This window comes from Carbonatibacter coralli, assembly GCF_039592655.1.
Lineage (GTDB): Bacteria > Pseudomonadota > Alphaproteobacteria > Kiloniellales > Kiloniellaceae > Carbonatibacter > Carbonatibacter coralli.
In genome coordinates this window covers 1022947-1035892 of sequence record NZ_JBBUTJ010000001.1, presented here as the reverse complement: position 1 = coordinate 1035892, position 12946 = coordinate 1022947, and the positions used below count along the sequence as shown (strand labels likewise).

The 12946-nt window shown below is 56.2% G+C and carries 15 protein-coding genes; 1 reads left to right on the top strand and 14 read right to left on the bottom strand.

Going from position 1 to position 12946, the window contains the following annotated elements; genetic code table 11:
* The first annotated feature begins 50 nt into the window (after positions 1–50).
* A complete protein-coding gene (gene ppk2, locus AAAH10_RS04790; RefSeq protein ID WP_343561058.1) occupies positions 51–860 on the top strand; it encodes a polyphosphate kinase 2 in 810 nt (269 codons plus the stop codon).
* Between the two features lie 86 nt (positions 861–946).
* Here the strand turns inward: ppk2 and AAAH10_RS04785 are convergent, their stop codons facing one another.
* The 14 genes from AAAH10_RS04785 to ccmA form a co-directional block, all read right to left on the bottom strand.
* Entirely contained in the window at positions 947–1570 is a 624-nt protein-coding gene (locus AAAH10_RS04785; RefSeq protein ID WP_343561056.1) for a hypothetical protein, read from the bottom strand.
* Positions 1571–1808: 238 nt separating this feature from the next.
* A complete protein-coding gene (locus tag AAAH10_RS04780) occupies positions 1809–2519 on the bottom strand; it encodes an ABC transporter permease (RefSeq protein ID WP_343561054.1) in 711 nt (236 codons plus the stop codon).
* A 2-nt stretch (positions 2520–2521) separates the two neighbouring features.
* Entirely contained in the window at positions 2522–3271 is a 750-nt protein-coding gene (locus tag AAAH10_RS04775; protein WP_343561052.1) for an ABC transporter permease, read from the bottom strand.
* Positions 3272–3358: 87 nt separating this feature from the next.
* Positions 3359–4150: an L-arginine-binding protein AotJ gene (gene aotJ / locus AAAH10_RS04770; protein ID WP_343561050.1), complete on the bottom strand. Its 792-nt coding sequence runs from the start codon at positions 4148–4150 to the stop codon at positions 3359–3361.
* A 155-nt stretch (positions 4151–4305) separates the two neighbouring features.
* On the bottom strand, positions 4306–5109 hold the full coding sequence (locus AAAH10_RS04765; RefSeq protein WP_343561048.1) for an ABC transporter ATP-binding protein: 804 nt from the start codon (positions 5107–5109) through the stop codon (positions 4306–4308).
* Positions 5110–5275: 166 nt separating this feature from the next.
* Positions 5276–6475 carry a c-type cytochrome biogenesis protein CcmI gene (gene ccmI / locus AAAH10_RS04760; RefSeq protein ID WP_343561046.1) on the bottom strand — a complete coding sequence of 400 codons (1200 nt, stop codon included), beginning with the start codon at positions 6473–6475 and terminating at the stop codon, positions 5276–5278.
* A complete protein-coding gene (locus AAAH10_RS04755; RefSeq protein ID WP_343561044.1) occupies positions 6472–7017 on the bottom strand; it encodes a cytochrome c-type biogenesis protein in 546 nt (181 codons plus the stop codon). The genes ccmI and AAAH10_RS04755 overlap by 4 nt, the downstream gene beginning before the upstream one ends.
* On the bottom strand, positions 7014–7604 hold the full coding sequence (locus AAAH10_RS04750; protein WP_343561042.1) for a DsbE family thiol:disulfide interchange protein: 591 nt from the start codon (positions 7602–7604) through the stop codon (positions 7014–7016). Before AAAH10_RS04750 ends, AAAH10_RS04755 begins: the two co-directional genes overlap by 4 nt.
* Positions 7604–9607: a heme lyase CcmF/NrfE family subunit gene (locus AAAH10_RS04745; protein ID WP_343561040.1), complete on the bottom strand. Its 2004-nt coding sequence runs from the start codon at positions 9605–9607 to the stop codon at positions 7604–7606. Before AAAH10_RS04745 ends, AAAH10_RS04750 begins: the two co-directional genes overlap by 1 nt.
* Positions 9608–9687: 80 nt before the next feature.
* Positions 9688–10188 (bottom strand): cytochrome c maturation protein CcmE, encoded by a 501-nt coding sequence (gene ccmE / locus AAAH10_RS04740; protein WP_343561038.1) that lies wholly within the window; start codon positions 10186–10188, stop codon positions 9688–9690.
* Positions 10185–10358: a heme exporter protein CcmD gene (gene ccmD / locus AAAH10_RS04735; RefSeq protein WP_343561036.1), complete on the bottom strand. Its 174-nt coding sequence runs from the start codon at positions 10356–10358 to the stop codon at positions 10185–10187. The genes ccmE and ccmD overlap by 4 nt, the downstream gene beginning before the upstream one ends.
* Positions 10359–10381: 23 nt before the next feature.
* Complete coding sequence (locus AAAH10_RS04730; RefSeq protein ID WP_343561034.1) at positions 10382–11113, bottom strand: heme ABC transporter permease; 732 nt, start codon at positions 11111–11113, stop codon at positions 10382–10384.
* Between the two features lie 242 nt (positions 11114–11355).
* Positions 11356–12021, bottom strand: a complete 666-nt coding sequence (gene ccmB / locus AAAH10_RS04725) for a heme exporter protein CcmB (protein WP_343561340.1) — start codon at positions 12019–12021, stop codon at positions 11356–11358.
* Positions 12018–12761, bottom strand: a complete 744-nt coding sequence (gene ccmA / locus AAAH10_RS04720; protein ID WP_343561032.1) for a heme ABC exporter ATP-binding protein CcmA — start codon at positions 12759–12761, stop codon at positions 12018–12020. The genes ccmB and ccmA overlap by 4 nt, the downstream gene beginning before the upstream one ends.
* Between the last annotated feature and the right edge of the window lie 185 nt (positions 12762–12946).

Below are 12946 nucleotides of genomic sequence, written 5' to 3'. Positions count from 1 at the left end.
TCAAAGCTGTCAGTCTTCAACAGGCGCAACGGAGGCGACAGGACAGCTTGATGGCGAAGAAGGATGATGGGAACAGGACCCTGTCCGCAAAGATGGACCGGGACAGCTATGAAAGACAGCTGGCCATTCTGCAGGGTGAACTTGTCAAGCTGCAGATGCATGTCCGCGAAACGGGACTGCGCGTCATTGTTCTTTTCGAAGGGCGGGATTCAGCCGGAAAGGGAGGGGTGATCAAACGGATTACGGATCGTGTCAGCCCCCGTGTTTTCCGAGTTGAGGCTCTCTCTGCACCGAGCGAGCTCGAACGCAGTCAGATGTATCTTCAGCGTTATCTCAGCCGTTTCCCCTCAGCTGGTGAAGTCGTGCTTTTTGATCGCAGCTGGTACAACCGGGCCGGGGTGGAGAAGGTGATGGGCTTCTGCACAGACGAAGAGTACGAACACTTTCTGGAAACCACGCCCTTCTTTGAAAAGATGATCACCCAGTCGGGCATCCGGTTGATCAAGTACTGGCTCGAGATTGATGCGGAAGAGCAGACAAAACGCTTTCATCAGCGGATCCGGGACCCGCGAAAGATCTGGAAGCTGAGCTCCATGGATATCGAGGCACACAAGCGCTGGTATGACTATTCGAGAGCCAGGGATGCCATGTTCAGGGCCACACACACAGGTTGGGCTCCCTGGCATGTGGTGGAGGCCAATGACAAGCGCCGGGCCCGCCTGAACTGCATCTCCCATCTGCTCCGGCAATTCGACTATCCGGATCTTCAGACGGAAAAGGTTGTGCTTCCTGAACGGCAGGAGCCTGAAGGATACAGGGAACCCGATCTGGGATCGTTCCGGATTGAGGAGCTGTTCTAGAAGACGACCTGTTAATGGGACAAACGCAAGTTGAACAAGGGTTCGCCAACGGGGCGTTACCCGAAAAGCTGTCAGTCGAAAGGTTGTCAGTCGAACAGGGCGTCGATGGAGTCCTGATTCATGGATGGGCTGTCATCCTGTTCTTCCATCTCCGGCTCAACCATATCCACAGGGGCCATACTCTTGTTGGCAAGAACATCTTTCCAGCTGTTGCGAAGCTCCATGGCCTTCTGGCGATCAAGAGCATTGGGCTTGCCGTTGATCGCGCCGGAGGCAATATCGATCAGATGGCGGACGTGGCTTGAGGTGCGTTCAACCAGAAAGGCAATGCGGGCTTCGTCACCGGACTTGATCGCTGCGCGGGTGGCCTGGGCGGAATCCATGATGGCGTTTCCGGCCATGGTGATGCACATGTCAAAGGGTTGCCGGAAGGGAGCCGGGGCAATTTCGTAGGCTTCGATGGCAATGTCCTTGGCAGCAAAGAGGCTGTCCCGGAAATGCTGCTGGTAACTCTTGGGCTGCCAGCTTTCCACCTCCTCAAGCATGTCGGGCATGTCAGGAACCATCTCGAGCATCATGATCGGCTCGTTGAGGTGATTCAGGTAGTCGGTGGCAAGAAACGAAACCTCATTCACGTTACTGCCCGGCAGACAGCTCTGCAGATTTCTCTGCTCGCTGTTGTATTCAATGCTTTCTGCAGTGGCTGTCATTGTGAAACCCTGTCCCTGTCCTGCGTCTTTGTCCGGGGCTGTCGCCTCAGTACTCTCGAATTGAAGTCACTTCTTTTGCTCAGGCTAACCAAACAAGGTTAACAGCTGTTAAAGAAAGGCAAAAAATCTCTCATCCTTCAAGGGAGAAAGGGCCTTTCCGAATGCTTTTGTATGTTTGCTTGGTTAAGATTTCAAACAAAAAACCTCTGCAATCAATCAGACTGCAGAGGTTTTATAGTTAAACGACCATGTTCACTTCTTCACGGGGGCGCAGATGCCTGTTCAGGCGTTTTTCGACAACGCGGAACACCCAGAGAATAAAGAAGGTCAGAACAAAGTAGAAAGCCCCTGCCGTGACAAAGGCTTCAAAGGGCGCATAGTAGTCGGACTGAACCAGTCGGGCCGCGCCGGTCAGATCGATGATCGTGATCACGGAAGCAATGGCAGAGCCGTGCAGCATGAAGACAATCTCGTTGGAATAGGCCGGGATGGCGCGACGCAGGGCCGAGGGCAGAATGATGCGGCGCAGCATCAGGCCTCGCGACATGCCGCAGGCCTTCGCAGCCTCGATTTCCCCGAAAGGCGTCTGCTCAATGGAACCGCGGAAGATCTCGGTCGTATAGGCTGCCGTGTTCAGGGTAAAGGCGACGAGCGCATAGAGGCTCGCCTGTTTCAGGATCGGTGCCACATCATAGAGGGATTGCAGGGTTTCCGATTGCCCGAGACCGTAATAGATCATGAACATCTGAACCAGCAGGGGTGTGCCTCTGAAGAAATAGGTGAAGGCCCAGACAGGTTTGTTGATGAACTGATTCTTTGAGGTGCGCATGATTGACAGCGGCAGCGCAAGGGCAAAGCCGATCAGGACAGACAGACCAACGAGCCAGAGTGTGACAACGAGACCCTCGAGATAGAGCGGGATGCTGTCGAAGATGATTTCAAAATCCATGATCAGGCCTTCCTCACGCCGACAGAGTAATGGTCTTCCAGCCACTTGAGGCCCCAGATTGACAGGCTTGTGAAGGCGAGGAAGACGAAGGCAACAACGGTGTAGAAGGTCAGCGGATCACGGGTCGCACCGGCAGCCAGGTTGGCTTTGCGCACCATGTCATCCAGGCCGATAATGGACACAATGGCTGTGGTTTTCATCAGAACGAGCCAGTTGTTCCCCAGTCCGGGCAGGGCGTGACGCATCATTTGCGGAATCAGAATGCGGCGGATGACCTGCAGACGTGTCATGCCATAGGCCTCTCCGGCCTCCAGCATTCCGCGATCCACGGCCAGAATGGCCCCGCGGAAGGTCTCTGCCATGTAGGCTCCGAAGATGAAGCCGATGGTGAGGGTGCCGGCAATGAAAGGATTGATATCAATGTAACCCCAGTCCAGCCAGGGCTCTGCAGCGGCCCTGGCCTCTTCCCCGAACCAGCTTTCAATCAGATTCAGGAGATCGTAGGGCAGATTGTTGATAAAGAGCTGACCCCCGAAGAAGATCAGAAGCATAAGGACCAGATCGGGAACACCGCGGATGACAGTGGTGTAAACCGTTGCGACAGAACGCAAAACAATTCCGTCGGAGAGTTTTGCCAGGGCTGTCAGCAAACCGAGACACAATGCAATAAGCAGAGAGACGAGGGCCACAGACAGAGTGACCGAGCCACCGGTCAGAATGACCGAGCTCCCGTAACCTTGTAAATCTAGCACGATGCACCTTCTGGATTAAAAGGCATGAAAGAACTGAAAAAGCGGAGAGTTTTCTCTCCGCTTTCTCTTATTCGTCAGACGGGGCGATTATTCAGCGCCGTAGATGTCGTATGGGAAGTATTTCTCGTTGATCTTCTGGTAAACACCGTTTGCACGGATTGCCTTGATCGCTGCAGAGAAATTGTCACGCAGATCATTGTCCTGCTTGCGGATCGCGATGCCTGCGCCTTCACCGAAGTACTTCGGATCAGAGTAGGAAGGACCAACGAATTCGAAATCCTTGCCGGAATCTGTTTTCAGGAAGCCGTCGTCCATGGCAACAGAGTCAGCGAACAGCAGGTCGATACGGCCAGCCGCCATGTCGAGGTAGGCTTCGTCCTGGGTGCCGTAGTACTTGATGTCCAGTTTGCCGTCGAACTCGCCGGAAATGAAGTTGTCGTGGATGGTGCCGCGCTGAACGCCAACAGTCTTGCCGCTCAGGCTTGCGTCGTCGATCTCGATGCCGGAGCCTTTCTTGCGCACGAAGCGTGCAGGTGTGTTGTAGTACTTCGCAGAGAAGTCGACCTTTTTCTTGCGCTCTTCTGTGATGGACATGGATGCGATGATCGCATCGTATTTGCGGGCCAGCAGGCCGGGAATGATGCCGTCCCAGTCCTGGGCAACCAGCTCACACTCGACTTTCATTTCCTCGCAGAGTGCGTGCGCGATCTCGATGTCAAAACCAACCAGTTTGCCGTCTGCATCAACAGAGCTGAATGGAGGGTAAGCACCCTCGACGCCGATGCGAACCTTGTCAGCAGCCTGAACGCCTGCAGCCAGAGCCAGTGGCAGAGCAGCAGCGACAGCCAGTGTTGTCAGTTTTTGCAGAATTTTTTTCATTTTTTACCTTCCCTTGAGCGTCCCCGTCAGAGGTGACTGCCCGTTAGTTGATCGGCTTGAGAGTGCCGATTTATAATCCGGCGATTTTAGTTTAATTTCTGGCGGGCTTTCAAGCCCAAGTGATCACAAGTCAGGCTTTGCGCCCTGAAACCCGATTATTTCAGGCTTCCGGTGACAAACTGTTCAAAGCGTTTTGACTTGGGATTTGCAAAGATTTCCTGCGACGGTCCCTGTTCTTCAACACGGCCCTGATGCAGGAAAATCGTCTGGTTGGAAACTTCGCGGGCAAAGCCCATTTCGTGGGTAACGACGACCATGGTTCGGCCTTCCTCGGCCAGATTGCGCATGACCTTGAGCACCTCGCCCACCAGTTCCGGATCCAGTGCCGAGGTTGGTTCGTCAAAAAGCATGACAGTCGGGTTCATGGCCAGTGCACGTGCAATGGCAACGCGTTGCTGCTGTCCTCCTGACATGTGGGCCGGATAGTAATCCTTGCGATCAAAGATGCCGACCTTGTTCATGGCCGCCTCGGCCTTTTCACGGGCTTCGGCTCTGGAGAGACCCAGAACGTGAACAGGTGCTTCCATGATGTTTTCAATGGCGGTCATGTGAGACCAGAGATTGAAGCTCTGAAAGACCATGGAGAGGCTGGTGCGGATGCGTTCCACCTGCTTCCTGTCTGTCGGCAGGTACGCGCCCTTTTTGTTCAGGGCCATGCCGATGGTCTCGCCATTGACAGTCACAGTTCCTGAATCAGGGGTTTCCAGAAGATTGATACAGCGCAGAAAAGTCGATTTGCCGGACCCGCTGGAGCCGAGAATGGAGATGACATCGCCTTCGTTTGCAGTCATGGAAATGCCTTTGAGGACTTCCAGAGAACCAAAGGATTTATGGATATCTTCGCAAACCAGTGCCGGAGTTGTGGTGGCCTTCTGTGAATCAATGACGGCAGACGTCATGAAAAGTTCCCTGTTCAAACGGTACAACGCAAATAGCAATTCGGCACGAAATTACTGTTCTTTGTCCGAAGAGGAAAGAAGAAATGCGCAATAATCTTTCGCCTTTTCGCAAAAGCCCGGTAAATCAGTGGCTTGGTATATGATGTTGGAAAGACAAGAGAGGCAATTAGTTCACCAGACCCCACTGACGGCCAAGCGCTTCGATATCCTGAACCTGATCGGGCTGACCCTGTTCCTGCACAATCTGGCGAACCCGTTCGAAGCTCTCCTGCGCTTTTTCCTGCTCTTCCAGAATCAGGTAGGACTGTGTCAGGCGCAGCCAGCCTTCGAGGTCATCGGGCGCTGTTTCCAGTCGCTCGGCAAGCCTTTCGACCATACCGCGGATCATGTCCTGCTGTTCTTCTGCCGAGAGGCTTTGTGCCGCCTCGATATCGGCCCGGGACGGACCGGAGGGCTGCTGTGCAGGATTGGCTGCCAGCAGTTCAACGGCGTTCAGCTCAAGGGCCTGTGCTGTTGTCCGGATCCGTTCATCGGTGGGCTCCAGCCAGGGATTGTCGATTGTCAGGATTGTGCGAAGCTTGAGCCAGAGATTGAGGGCTTCCTGCTGGAGGCCTCCCTGTTGAAGGGCGAGGCCGGAGTAGAAGAGCGCACGCGGGTCATTGGGGTCCCGTTCAAGGGCTGTGCGGAAGGCTTCAATGGCTTCCCCGGTGACCTGTCCCTGTTCGGCGGCGACGAGCATTTCACCATAGGAACCGTGCGTTGCTGCATCATCTGCACCGTTGTCCAGAGCGCCCCGGAAAGCCTCGGCAGATCCGCGGATGTTTCCTGTTTCCAGTCTCAGACGCGCAAGCAACAGCCAGTTCCGTATGTTTGCAGGATCATCTGTCAGTTGCTGCTGCAGGTTCTGTTCCATCTCTGCAAGAGCCTCGGCCTGCTGCTGTTGAGCCTGTTGCTCGAGAGCCAGCCGTTCGGCATGGGGCAGCCCCGGTGTGCCGGGAGAACCGAAGTGGAAATACAGCACCATGGCCGCAACGGGAAAGGCAACAGCCAGCGAGCCCATGATCAGTTTCAGTGTTGAACCGGAGAGCGGATTGTTGATTCTGGGCAGGTCTGCTTCGTTTTTTCTGTTCAGGCGCTGGTCGCGCAGGAAACGTCGCTGGAGCTCTACCTTTGCAGCCGCGTGTTGCTCGGCATTGAGGCGATTCTGAGTCAGGTCGCGATCAAGCTCGGCCAGCTGGTCTTCAAAGAGGCGCTGGGCGCGTACGCTGGCTTTTTCGCCACTGACGGCAAGGGGACGGGTGAGAGGTCGCAGGACGAGAATCAGGGCCAGGGCTGTTACAATGCCGGAGAAAATCCAGAAGATCATGATCGGGACCCTTTCTCCTGATCGGATGCAAGCAACCGGTCAAGCTCGGCCTGTTCCTCTGCACTGAGCGCGCTGGAGCCGGAAGATTGTGCAGAAGCTGTACCGGAGGCCTTCCTGCCGGAACGGAAATAGAAGAACAGGCCGGTTCCGCCCAGAAGCAGAACGGCGAAAGGACCGAGCCACAGAAAAAGCGTGTAGGAATTGAACGGTGGCCTGAAGAGCACGTAATCCCCATAACGGGCCACAAGAAAGGCTTCGATTTCCCGGTCACTGTCGCCGGCGACCAGACGCTCGCGGATAATCAGGCGCAGCTCCTTGGCAATGTCGGCATTGGAGGAATCAATGGGTTCGTTCTGGCAGACGACGCAACGAACGTTCTTTGAAATTTCCCGGGCGCGGGCTTCCAGAGCGGGGTCGGGCAGAATTTCGTCAGGCTCGACGGCAAGGACGGCCTTGCCAGCGAATGACAGAGCACCCTTTTGCGGCTGATGAGCGAAGAGAGCCAGAGTGAAAACAAGGCAGCAGAGCAGACGGGAGATCATGAGGTTTTCTCCGCCTTGAGTGTTTCGATTACCGGAATGATCAGGGATTCAAGCTGACCCGGATTGATCGGACCGGTGTGCTTGTAGCGGATGGTGCCACTCTGATCGAGGATGAAGGTTTCAGGAACACCGTAGACACCCCAGTTGATGCTGGCACGACTGTTTGTATCTGCGCCGATGCTGTCATAGGGATTGCCGTGTTTTTCAAGCCAGTTCAGGGCATCGAGAGGCTTGTCGCGGTAGTTGATTCCGTAAAGAACAATATCGTCACGCTGCCCCAGCTTCATCATGTTGGGATGTTCTGCAAGGCAGGGGATACACCAGGAGGCGAAGACATTGACGACTGAAATCTTTCCGCTGTTTCGAAGGTCGGCTGTGCTGAAGCCGGGCATGCTTGTGCCTTCCAGGGCCGGAAGATCAAAGTCGGGTGCCGGCTTGTCGATCAGCACGGAGGGGATTTTGTTCGGATCGCGCCCCTCGGTGGTGAGCCCCCAGAGGAAGTAGCCGAACAGGATCGAGACCAGCAGCAGTGGCAGCAGGAAGAGCAGGCGTGTGCGCGTTGGGCTTTTCGGAGTGCTTTCAGTCATCAGACGGCTTCCTGTTGTCCTGTTCGGGCAGGAGATTTTTCTGCCCCGGCTGTCTTTCCGGCTGGTGATCCCAGTCTGATCCGACGGTCCATCAGGGAAAAGCTGCCGCCGATCATCAGCATGAAACAGCCCAGCCAGATCCACTGGATCATGGGTTCGCGATAGACGCGGACAACCCAGGAACCATCTGTGCCCTGATCGCCCAGGGCAAGATAGTCATCTCCCAGAAAACGGGAGCGGATGGCCGCTTCGGTTGTTGGCATGGCCTGGACATTGTAAACCCGTTTTTCCGGTGTCAGTTCCGCGATGACCTCGCCGTTGTGGAGCAGATCAAACCGGGCCTGTGCGGCCTGATAGTTTGGTCCGTCAACAGTTACCACATCCCTGAAGACGTAGGTTTTTTCACCCAGTGTCAGGCTTTCTCCGGGGCGCATGTTGGCGACGGCTTCCTCTTTCCACGCGGTGGCGCCGATCATGCCTGCGACACAGACAGCCAGTCCCAGATGGGCCAGGGTCATGCCCCAGGCACTGCCGGGAAGCTTGATCATGCGTTGCCAGGAAGTTGCCAGCGGTGCAGAGAAAAGCTTGATGCGCTCAGCCCATTCGGCAAGTGTTCCGAAGAAAAGCCAGGCAACCAGCAACAGGCCGAGGACAGCATAGATTTCCGACACTCCGGAGAGATAGAGAGCCACCAGCGTTGCCAGCAGTGTCAGAAGACCTGCAACTTTCAAACGTCCCAGAACGGCGAGGATGTCCCCGCGTTTCCAGGGCATCATGGCACCCACACAGACCAGGGCCAGCAGAGGCAGCATCAGGGGAACAAAGGTCGCATCGTAGAAGGGCGGACCCACAGACACACGGCCTCCGCCAAAGGCTTCAAGAAACAGCGGATAGAGAGTGCCCAGAAAGACAGTTGCCGTTGCCGTGCTCAGAATCAGGTTGTTGACCAGAAGACCGCCCTCGCGCGAAATCGGCGCAAAGAGGCCGCCTGCTTTCAGATCCGGAGCGCGCCAGGCAAAGAGAGCCAGCGAACCGCCCACTGTGATGGCCAGCAGGATGAGAATAAACAGTCCGCGTCCCGGATTGACGGCAAAGGCGTGGACCGAGGACAGAAGTCCCGAACGCACGATAAAGGTACCGATCAGAGAGAGCGAAAAGGCGAGGATGGCCAGCAGAATGGTCCAGACTTTCAGGCTGTCGCGTTTTTCGACGACAATGGCAGAGTGCAGCAGGGCTGTTGCCATCAGCCAGGGCATGAAGGAGACGTTTTCAACCGGATCCCAGAACCACCAGCCGCCCCAGCCCAGCTCGTAATAGGCCCACCAGCTTCCCAGAGCGATGCCGCCGGTCAGGAAAATCCAGGCCATCAGGGTCCAGGGACGCACCCAGCGCGCCCAGGCTGAATCAACCCTGCCTTCGATCAGGGCCGCAATGGCAAAGGAAAAGGCGACGGAAAGACCGACATAGCCGAGATAGAGCATGGGCGGGTGGAACGCCAGACCCGGGTCCTGAAGCAGCGGATTGAGATCGTTCCCGTCCAGAGGTGGAACATCCACGCGGGTGAAGGGGTTGGATGTGATGATGATAAAGGACAGAAAGCCGAGCGCGACAATGCCCTGAACGGAGAGAACGCGGGCGTGGAGGGTGCGTGGCAGGTTGTGCCCGTAATGTGCAACAGCCGATCCGAACAGGGCCAGAATCAGAACCCACAGAAGCATGGAGCCCTCGTGGTTCCCCCAGACCCCGGAAATCTTGTAGAGAAGGGGTTTGGTGGAGTGCGAGTTCTCGATCACATTGAGAACGGTGAAGTCCGAAAGAATGTAGGCCGCCGTCAGGGCACCGAAAGAGGCTGTCAGGGCAAGAAACTGCAGGTGTGCGGCAACCGGAGCGGTTGCCATGAGGCGTGTGTCACCCCTGGCCGCGCCCCAGAGCGGCAGTGTGCTTTGCAACAGGGCAAGAAGCAGGGCCAGTACAAGGGTGAACTGTCCGATTTCTGCGATCATAACGTGGTCTTTCTTGGGAAAGAAAGCGACGGCGCTTGTCTTTCGCTACAGGTTTGTACTCTTCTGACGGGTGGCCTTTTTCAGTAGGCTTTGGCTTCACCATCACCGGACGCGGCGTTGTGGCCCTTGCCTTCCTCGTATTTGTATCCGGCTTTCTCTAGGGCTTCCATGACTTCCGGCGGCATGTAGGTTTCATCGTGCTTGGCCAGAACTTCCGTGGCCTGGAAGACGCCGGTCTGATGGTTGAGAATGCCTTCTGTGACAACGCCCTGACCTTCGCGGAAGAGATCGGGCAGAATGCCGTCATAGGACACTGTGAAGCTTTCGCTGCCATCCGTAACCCTGAAGATGGTACGTGTGGTCCCGTCTTCCTTGATCACACTGTCGTCCTCGACAAGGCCGCCGAGGCGAAGGGCGCGTCCTTCGGGCAGTTCGCCGGAAACCTGTTTTTCCTTCAGATCACTGGGACCATAGAAATAGATGATGTCCTGCTGAAAGGCGGTGAGCACCAGCACAGTTGCAATGGCCAGAAGAACACCGGCAGCAGAGACAATCATGATGCGTCTTTTCTTGCGGGTCATGCCTGGTCCTCCGTGCTGTGTTCAAGCTGTCTCAGCTCTGTCTCGTTGCGTTTGAGACGGGCGCGGGTGGAGAGCCACAACCCGGACATGATGAGAGTTGCGAGCAGGTAGGAGGGCCAGACGTAGGCGCCGTAGCGATCCATGGCAAGGAATTCTGTGAGGCTTTCCATTTCAGATCTCCGGATAACACAAATCAGGCGGCATCAACCATCAGGCGACGGTGCTTGCGAATGCGGGCTTCCAGCAGTTCACTCTTGATACGCAGCAGAAGCAGGGTCAGGTAGAAAAACTTGAAGGCTGCTCCCATGATCAAAAGCGGCCAGAGCATGGAAGGATCAATCGTCGGACCGTCCAGGCGCATCACGCTGGCAGGCTGGTGAAGTGTGTTCCACCAGTCGACAGAGAACTTGATGATCGGAACATTCACAAAGCCGACAAGCGCCAGAATCGCAGCCGCGCGGTTGCCGCGTTCGCGATCCTCGAAGGCGTTCATCAGGGCCATGTGTCCCAGATAGAGGAAAAAGAGAATCAGCACAGAGGTCAGGCGTGCATCCCAGACCCACCAGGCGCCCCACATGGGCTTGCCCCAAAGAGCGCCAGTTGCCAGGGCGAGGAATGTAAAGGCTGCGCCAATCGGTGCGGAAGCCTTGGCGGCGAGATCGGCAAGCGGGTGACGCCAGATGATGGAAAAAAGACTGGCCACAGCCATGCCTGTGTAGATGAACATGGCCATCCACGCAGAGGGGACATGCACATACATGATGCGCACGGACTCGCCCTGCTGATAGTCAGGGGGGGACACAAAGAGGGCCAGATAAAGCCCGATTGCCAGTCCCGAGATTGTCAATCCGGCGCTCCACGGCAGGATGGCTGTAGCCAGCCGCATGAAGCGATTGGGATTTGCGAAGCGGTGTAAAACACTCATCGTCCTGATCCGTCCAGTAACAGGTGCTTGTTAAGCTTATCCCGAAAACCTGCTTGTCGGCTTCCGTTTTATTATGATGCAACCTGCCATCCATTCCGTCCTTGTGCTTTGATCTAGGGCAATCCGGCGTATCTTTCCAGTCCTGAATGCTTCAGAAGGGTGTGACATTCCGCATCACTCTGCTCGGGTATTCGGTTATTTGCGGCTTGTGCCGTGGTTTTTAAAGACACGACCGGCCTGTTTTATTCAACGGCCTGCTTCAGGGCTGCTGCTCCTGCCAGCGGGGCAACCAGCAGGGAAACTGTCATGATGGCTGCCAGCAGAAAAAGGTGGGCCTTGTAGGGCAGATCAAAAAGCGCTGCGTCAATGGCTCCGACTCCGAAGATCAGTGTCGGGATGTAAAGCGGCAGGACCAGCAGGGGGATCAGAATCCCGCCCCGTCTGGCCCCCAGTGTCAGGGCTGCGGCCGTCCCGCCGATCAGGCTGAGACTTGGTGTGCCGAGCAACATGGCGAGGAGCATGACACCCAGACCTTCAAAATCCATGTTGAAGAAAACGGCAAGCAGAGGTGCAGCCAGAATGAGTGGCAGGCCGGTGGTCAGCCAGTGGGCAACGATCTTGGCCAGGACGACGAGCTCCAGGGGAGCCGGAGAGAGGATCAGCTGTTCCAGTGCGCCGTCTTCGTAGTCGGCGAGGAAAATCCGCTCCACAGACAGCAGAACGGCCAGAAGGGCGGTGACCCAGATGATGCCGGGGGCGATCCGTGCCAGCAGGTTGGGCTCGGGACCAAGGCCAAAGGGGAAGAGACTGGCGGTCAGGATGAAGAAAAGCACTGCTGTTGCCAGATCACTCTTCTGCCGCAGGGCGAGGCGGAGGTCACGTTTGAGAACCGAGAGGAAGCTGCTCAGAACCATGGGTCTTCATCCTTCCACTCGGTCTTTCCGGACCTGCTGTCTTCACCCGGGCCTGTCGATGCCTTGCGCTGCAGATCTGTTTTTGAATAGGGCGCCAGATCAAGAATGCGGGACTGTTCCAGTTCAACAGGCGTGTGGGTGGTCAGAATCACGCCACCGCCATTTTGCCTGTGTGTTTCAACAGCCTGTTCAAGCAGTTTGACCGAGGCAACATCCAGACCGACAGAAGGCTCGTCCAGCAGCCACAGGGGGCGGTGAACGGCCAGCAGCCGGGCCAGAGCCAATCGGCGTCCCTGACCGGACGACAGGAGGTGTGCAGGCGTGTCGGCAAGCTTTTCAAGCTGAAAGGTGGCCAGAGCCAGTTCCTCGCGTTCCGGATTTCTTTCGGCCCCCGCCCAGCTCGCAAGATTTTCGCGAACCGTGAAGACGGATTTGAAAGCGTTCTGGTGACCCAGATAATGCAGGTGCAGCGCTGCGGTTTCCTCTTCGGGGGCCGCAGGCCAGCCAAGCGTTCCTCCTGCGGGGCGCAGCAAACCGCTCAGGACGCGCAGCAGACTGGATTTGCCGCAGCCATTGGGTCCCCTGACGAGCAGGGCTTCCCCATCGGCAAGATCAAGGTCAAGACCGGTGAAGATTGTCCGCCCGCCACGCTGACAGGCGAGATTGCGGGCAACGATCAGGAGGGGCTGATCCTTACCGGATTCAGGCTGCGAATTTTGAGTGTCTTGAAGCATTCAGGGCATTCGATCTGTTTGAATTCAGCTTTCTTGTACTGTTTAACAGATTGCAGGAAAATGATTCAGAGCAAAAAAAGACACTGCCCGGGGGGACAGTGTCTTCAAGTTTGACTTAAGGGCAACATTTGTCTGCGCCAAACAGCCCGATAGGAGAGCTTGCCAGGGGGGATAATCCGGCAAAA

What these genes read in the sequence shown, in the direction of transcription:
- ppk2 (WP_343561058.1), top strand. Translation starts at nt 51, where the DNA reads ATGGCGAAGAAGGATGATGGGAACAGGACCCTGTCCGCAAAGATGGAC.
- aotJ (WP_343561050.1), bottom strand. Translation starts at nt 4,150, where the DNA reads ATGAAAAAAATTCTGCAAAAACTGACAACACTGGCTGTCGCTGCTGCT.
- AAAH10_RS04745 (WP_343561040.1), bottom strand. Translation starts at nt 9,607, where the DNA reads ATGATCGCAGAAATCGGACAGTTCACCCTTGTACTGGCCCTGCTTCTT.
- ccmE (WP_343561038.1), bottom strand. Translation starts at nt 10,188, where the DNA reads ATGACCCGCAAGAAAAGACGCATCATGATTGTCTCTGCTGCCGGTGTT.
- AAAH10_RS04750 (WP_343561042.1), bottom strand. Translation starts at nt 7,604, where the DNA reads ATGACTGAAAGCACTCCGAAAAGCCCAACGCGCACACGCCTGCTCTTC.
- ccmA (WP_343561032.1), bottom strand. Translation starts at nt 12,761, where the DNA reads ATGCTTCAAGACACTCAAAATTCGCAGCCTGAATCCGGTAAGGATCAG.
- AAAH10_RS04765 (WP_343561048.1), bottom strand. Translation starts at nt 5,109, where the DNA reads ATGACGTCTGCCGTCATTGATTCACAGAAGGCCACCACAACTCCGGCA.
- ccmI (WP_343561046.1), bottom strand. Translation starts at nt 6,475, where the DNA reads ATGATCTTCTGGATTTTCTCCGGCATTGTAACAGCCCTGGCCCTGATT.
- ccmD (WP_343561036.1), bottom strand. Translation starts at nt 10,358, where the DNA reads ATGGAAAGCCTCACAGAATTCCTTGCCATGGATCGCTACGGCGCCTAC.
- AAAH10_RS04780 (WP_343561054.1), bottom strand. Translation starts at nt 2,519, where the DNA reads ATGGATTTTGAAATCATCTTCGACAGCATCCCGCTCTATCTCGAGGGT.
- AAAH10_RS04730 (WP_343561034.1), bottom strand. Translation starts at nt 11,113, where the DNA reads ATGAGTGTTTTACACCGCTTCGCAAATCCCAATCGCTTCATGCGGCTG.
- AAAH10_RS04785 (WP_343561056.1), bottom strand. Translation starts at nt 1,570, where the DNA reads ATGACAGCCACTGCAGAAAGCATTGAATACAACAGCGAGCAGAGAAAT.
- AAAH10_RS04755 (WP_343561044.1), bottom strand. Translation starts at nt 7,017, where the DNA reads ATGATCTCCCGTCTGCTCTGCTGCCTTGTTTTCACTCTGGCTCTCTTC.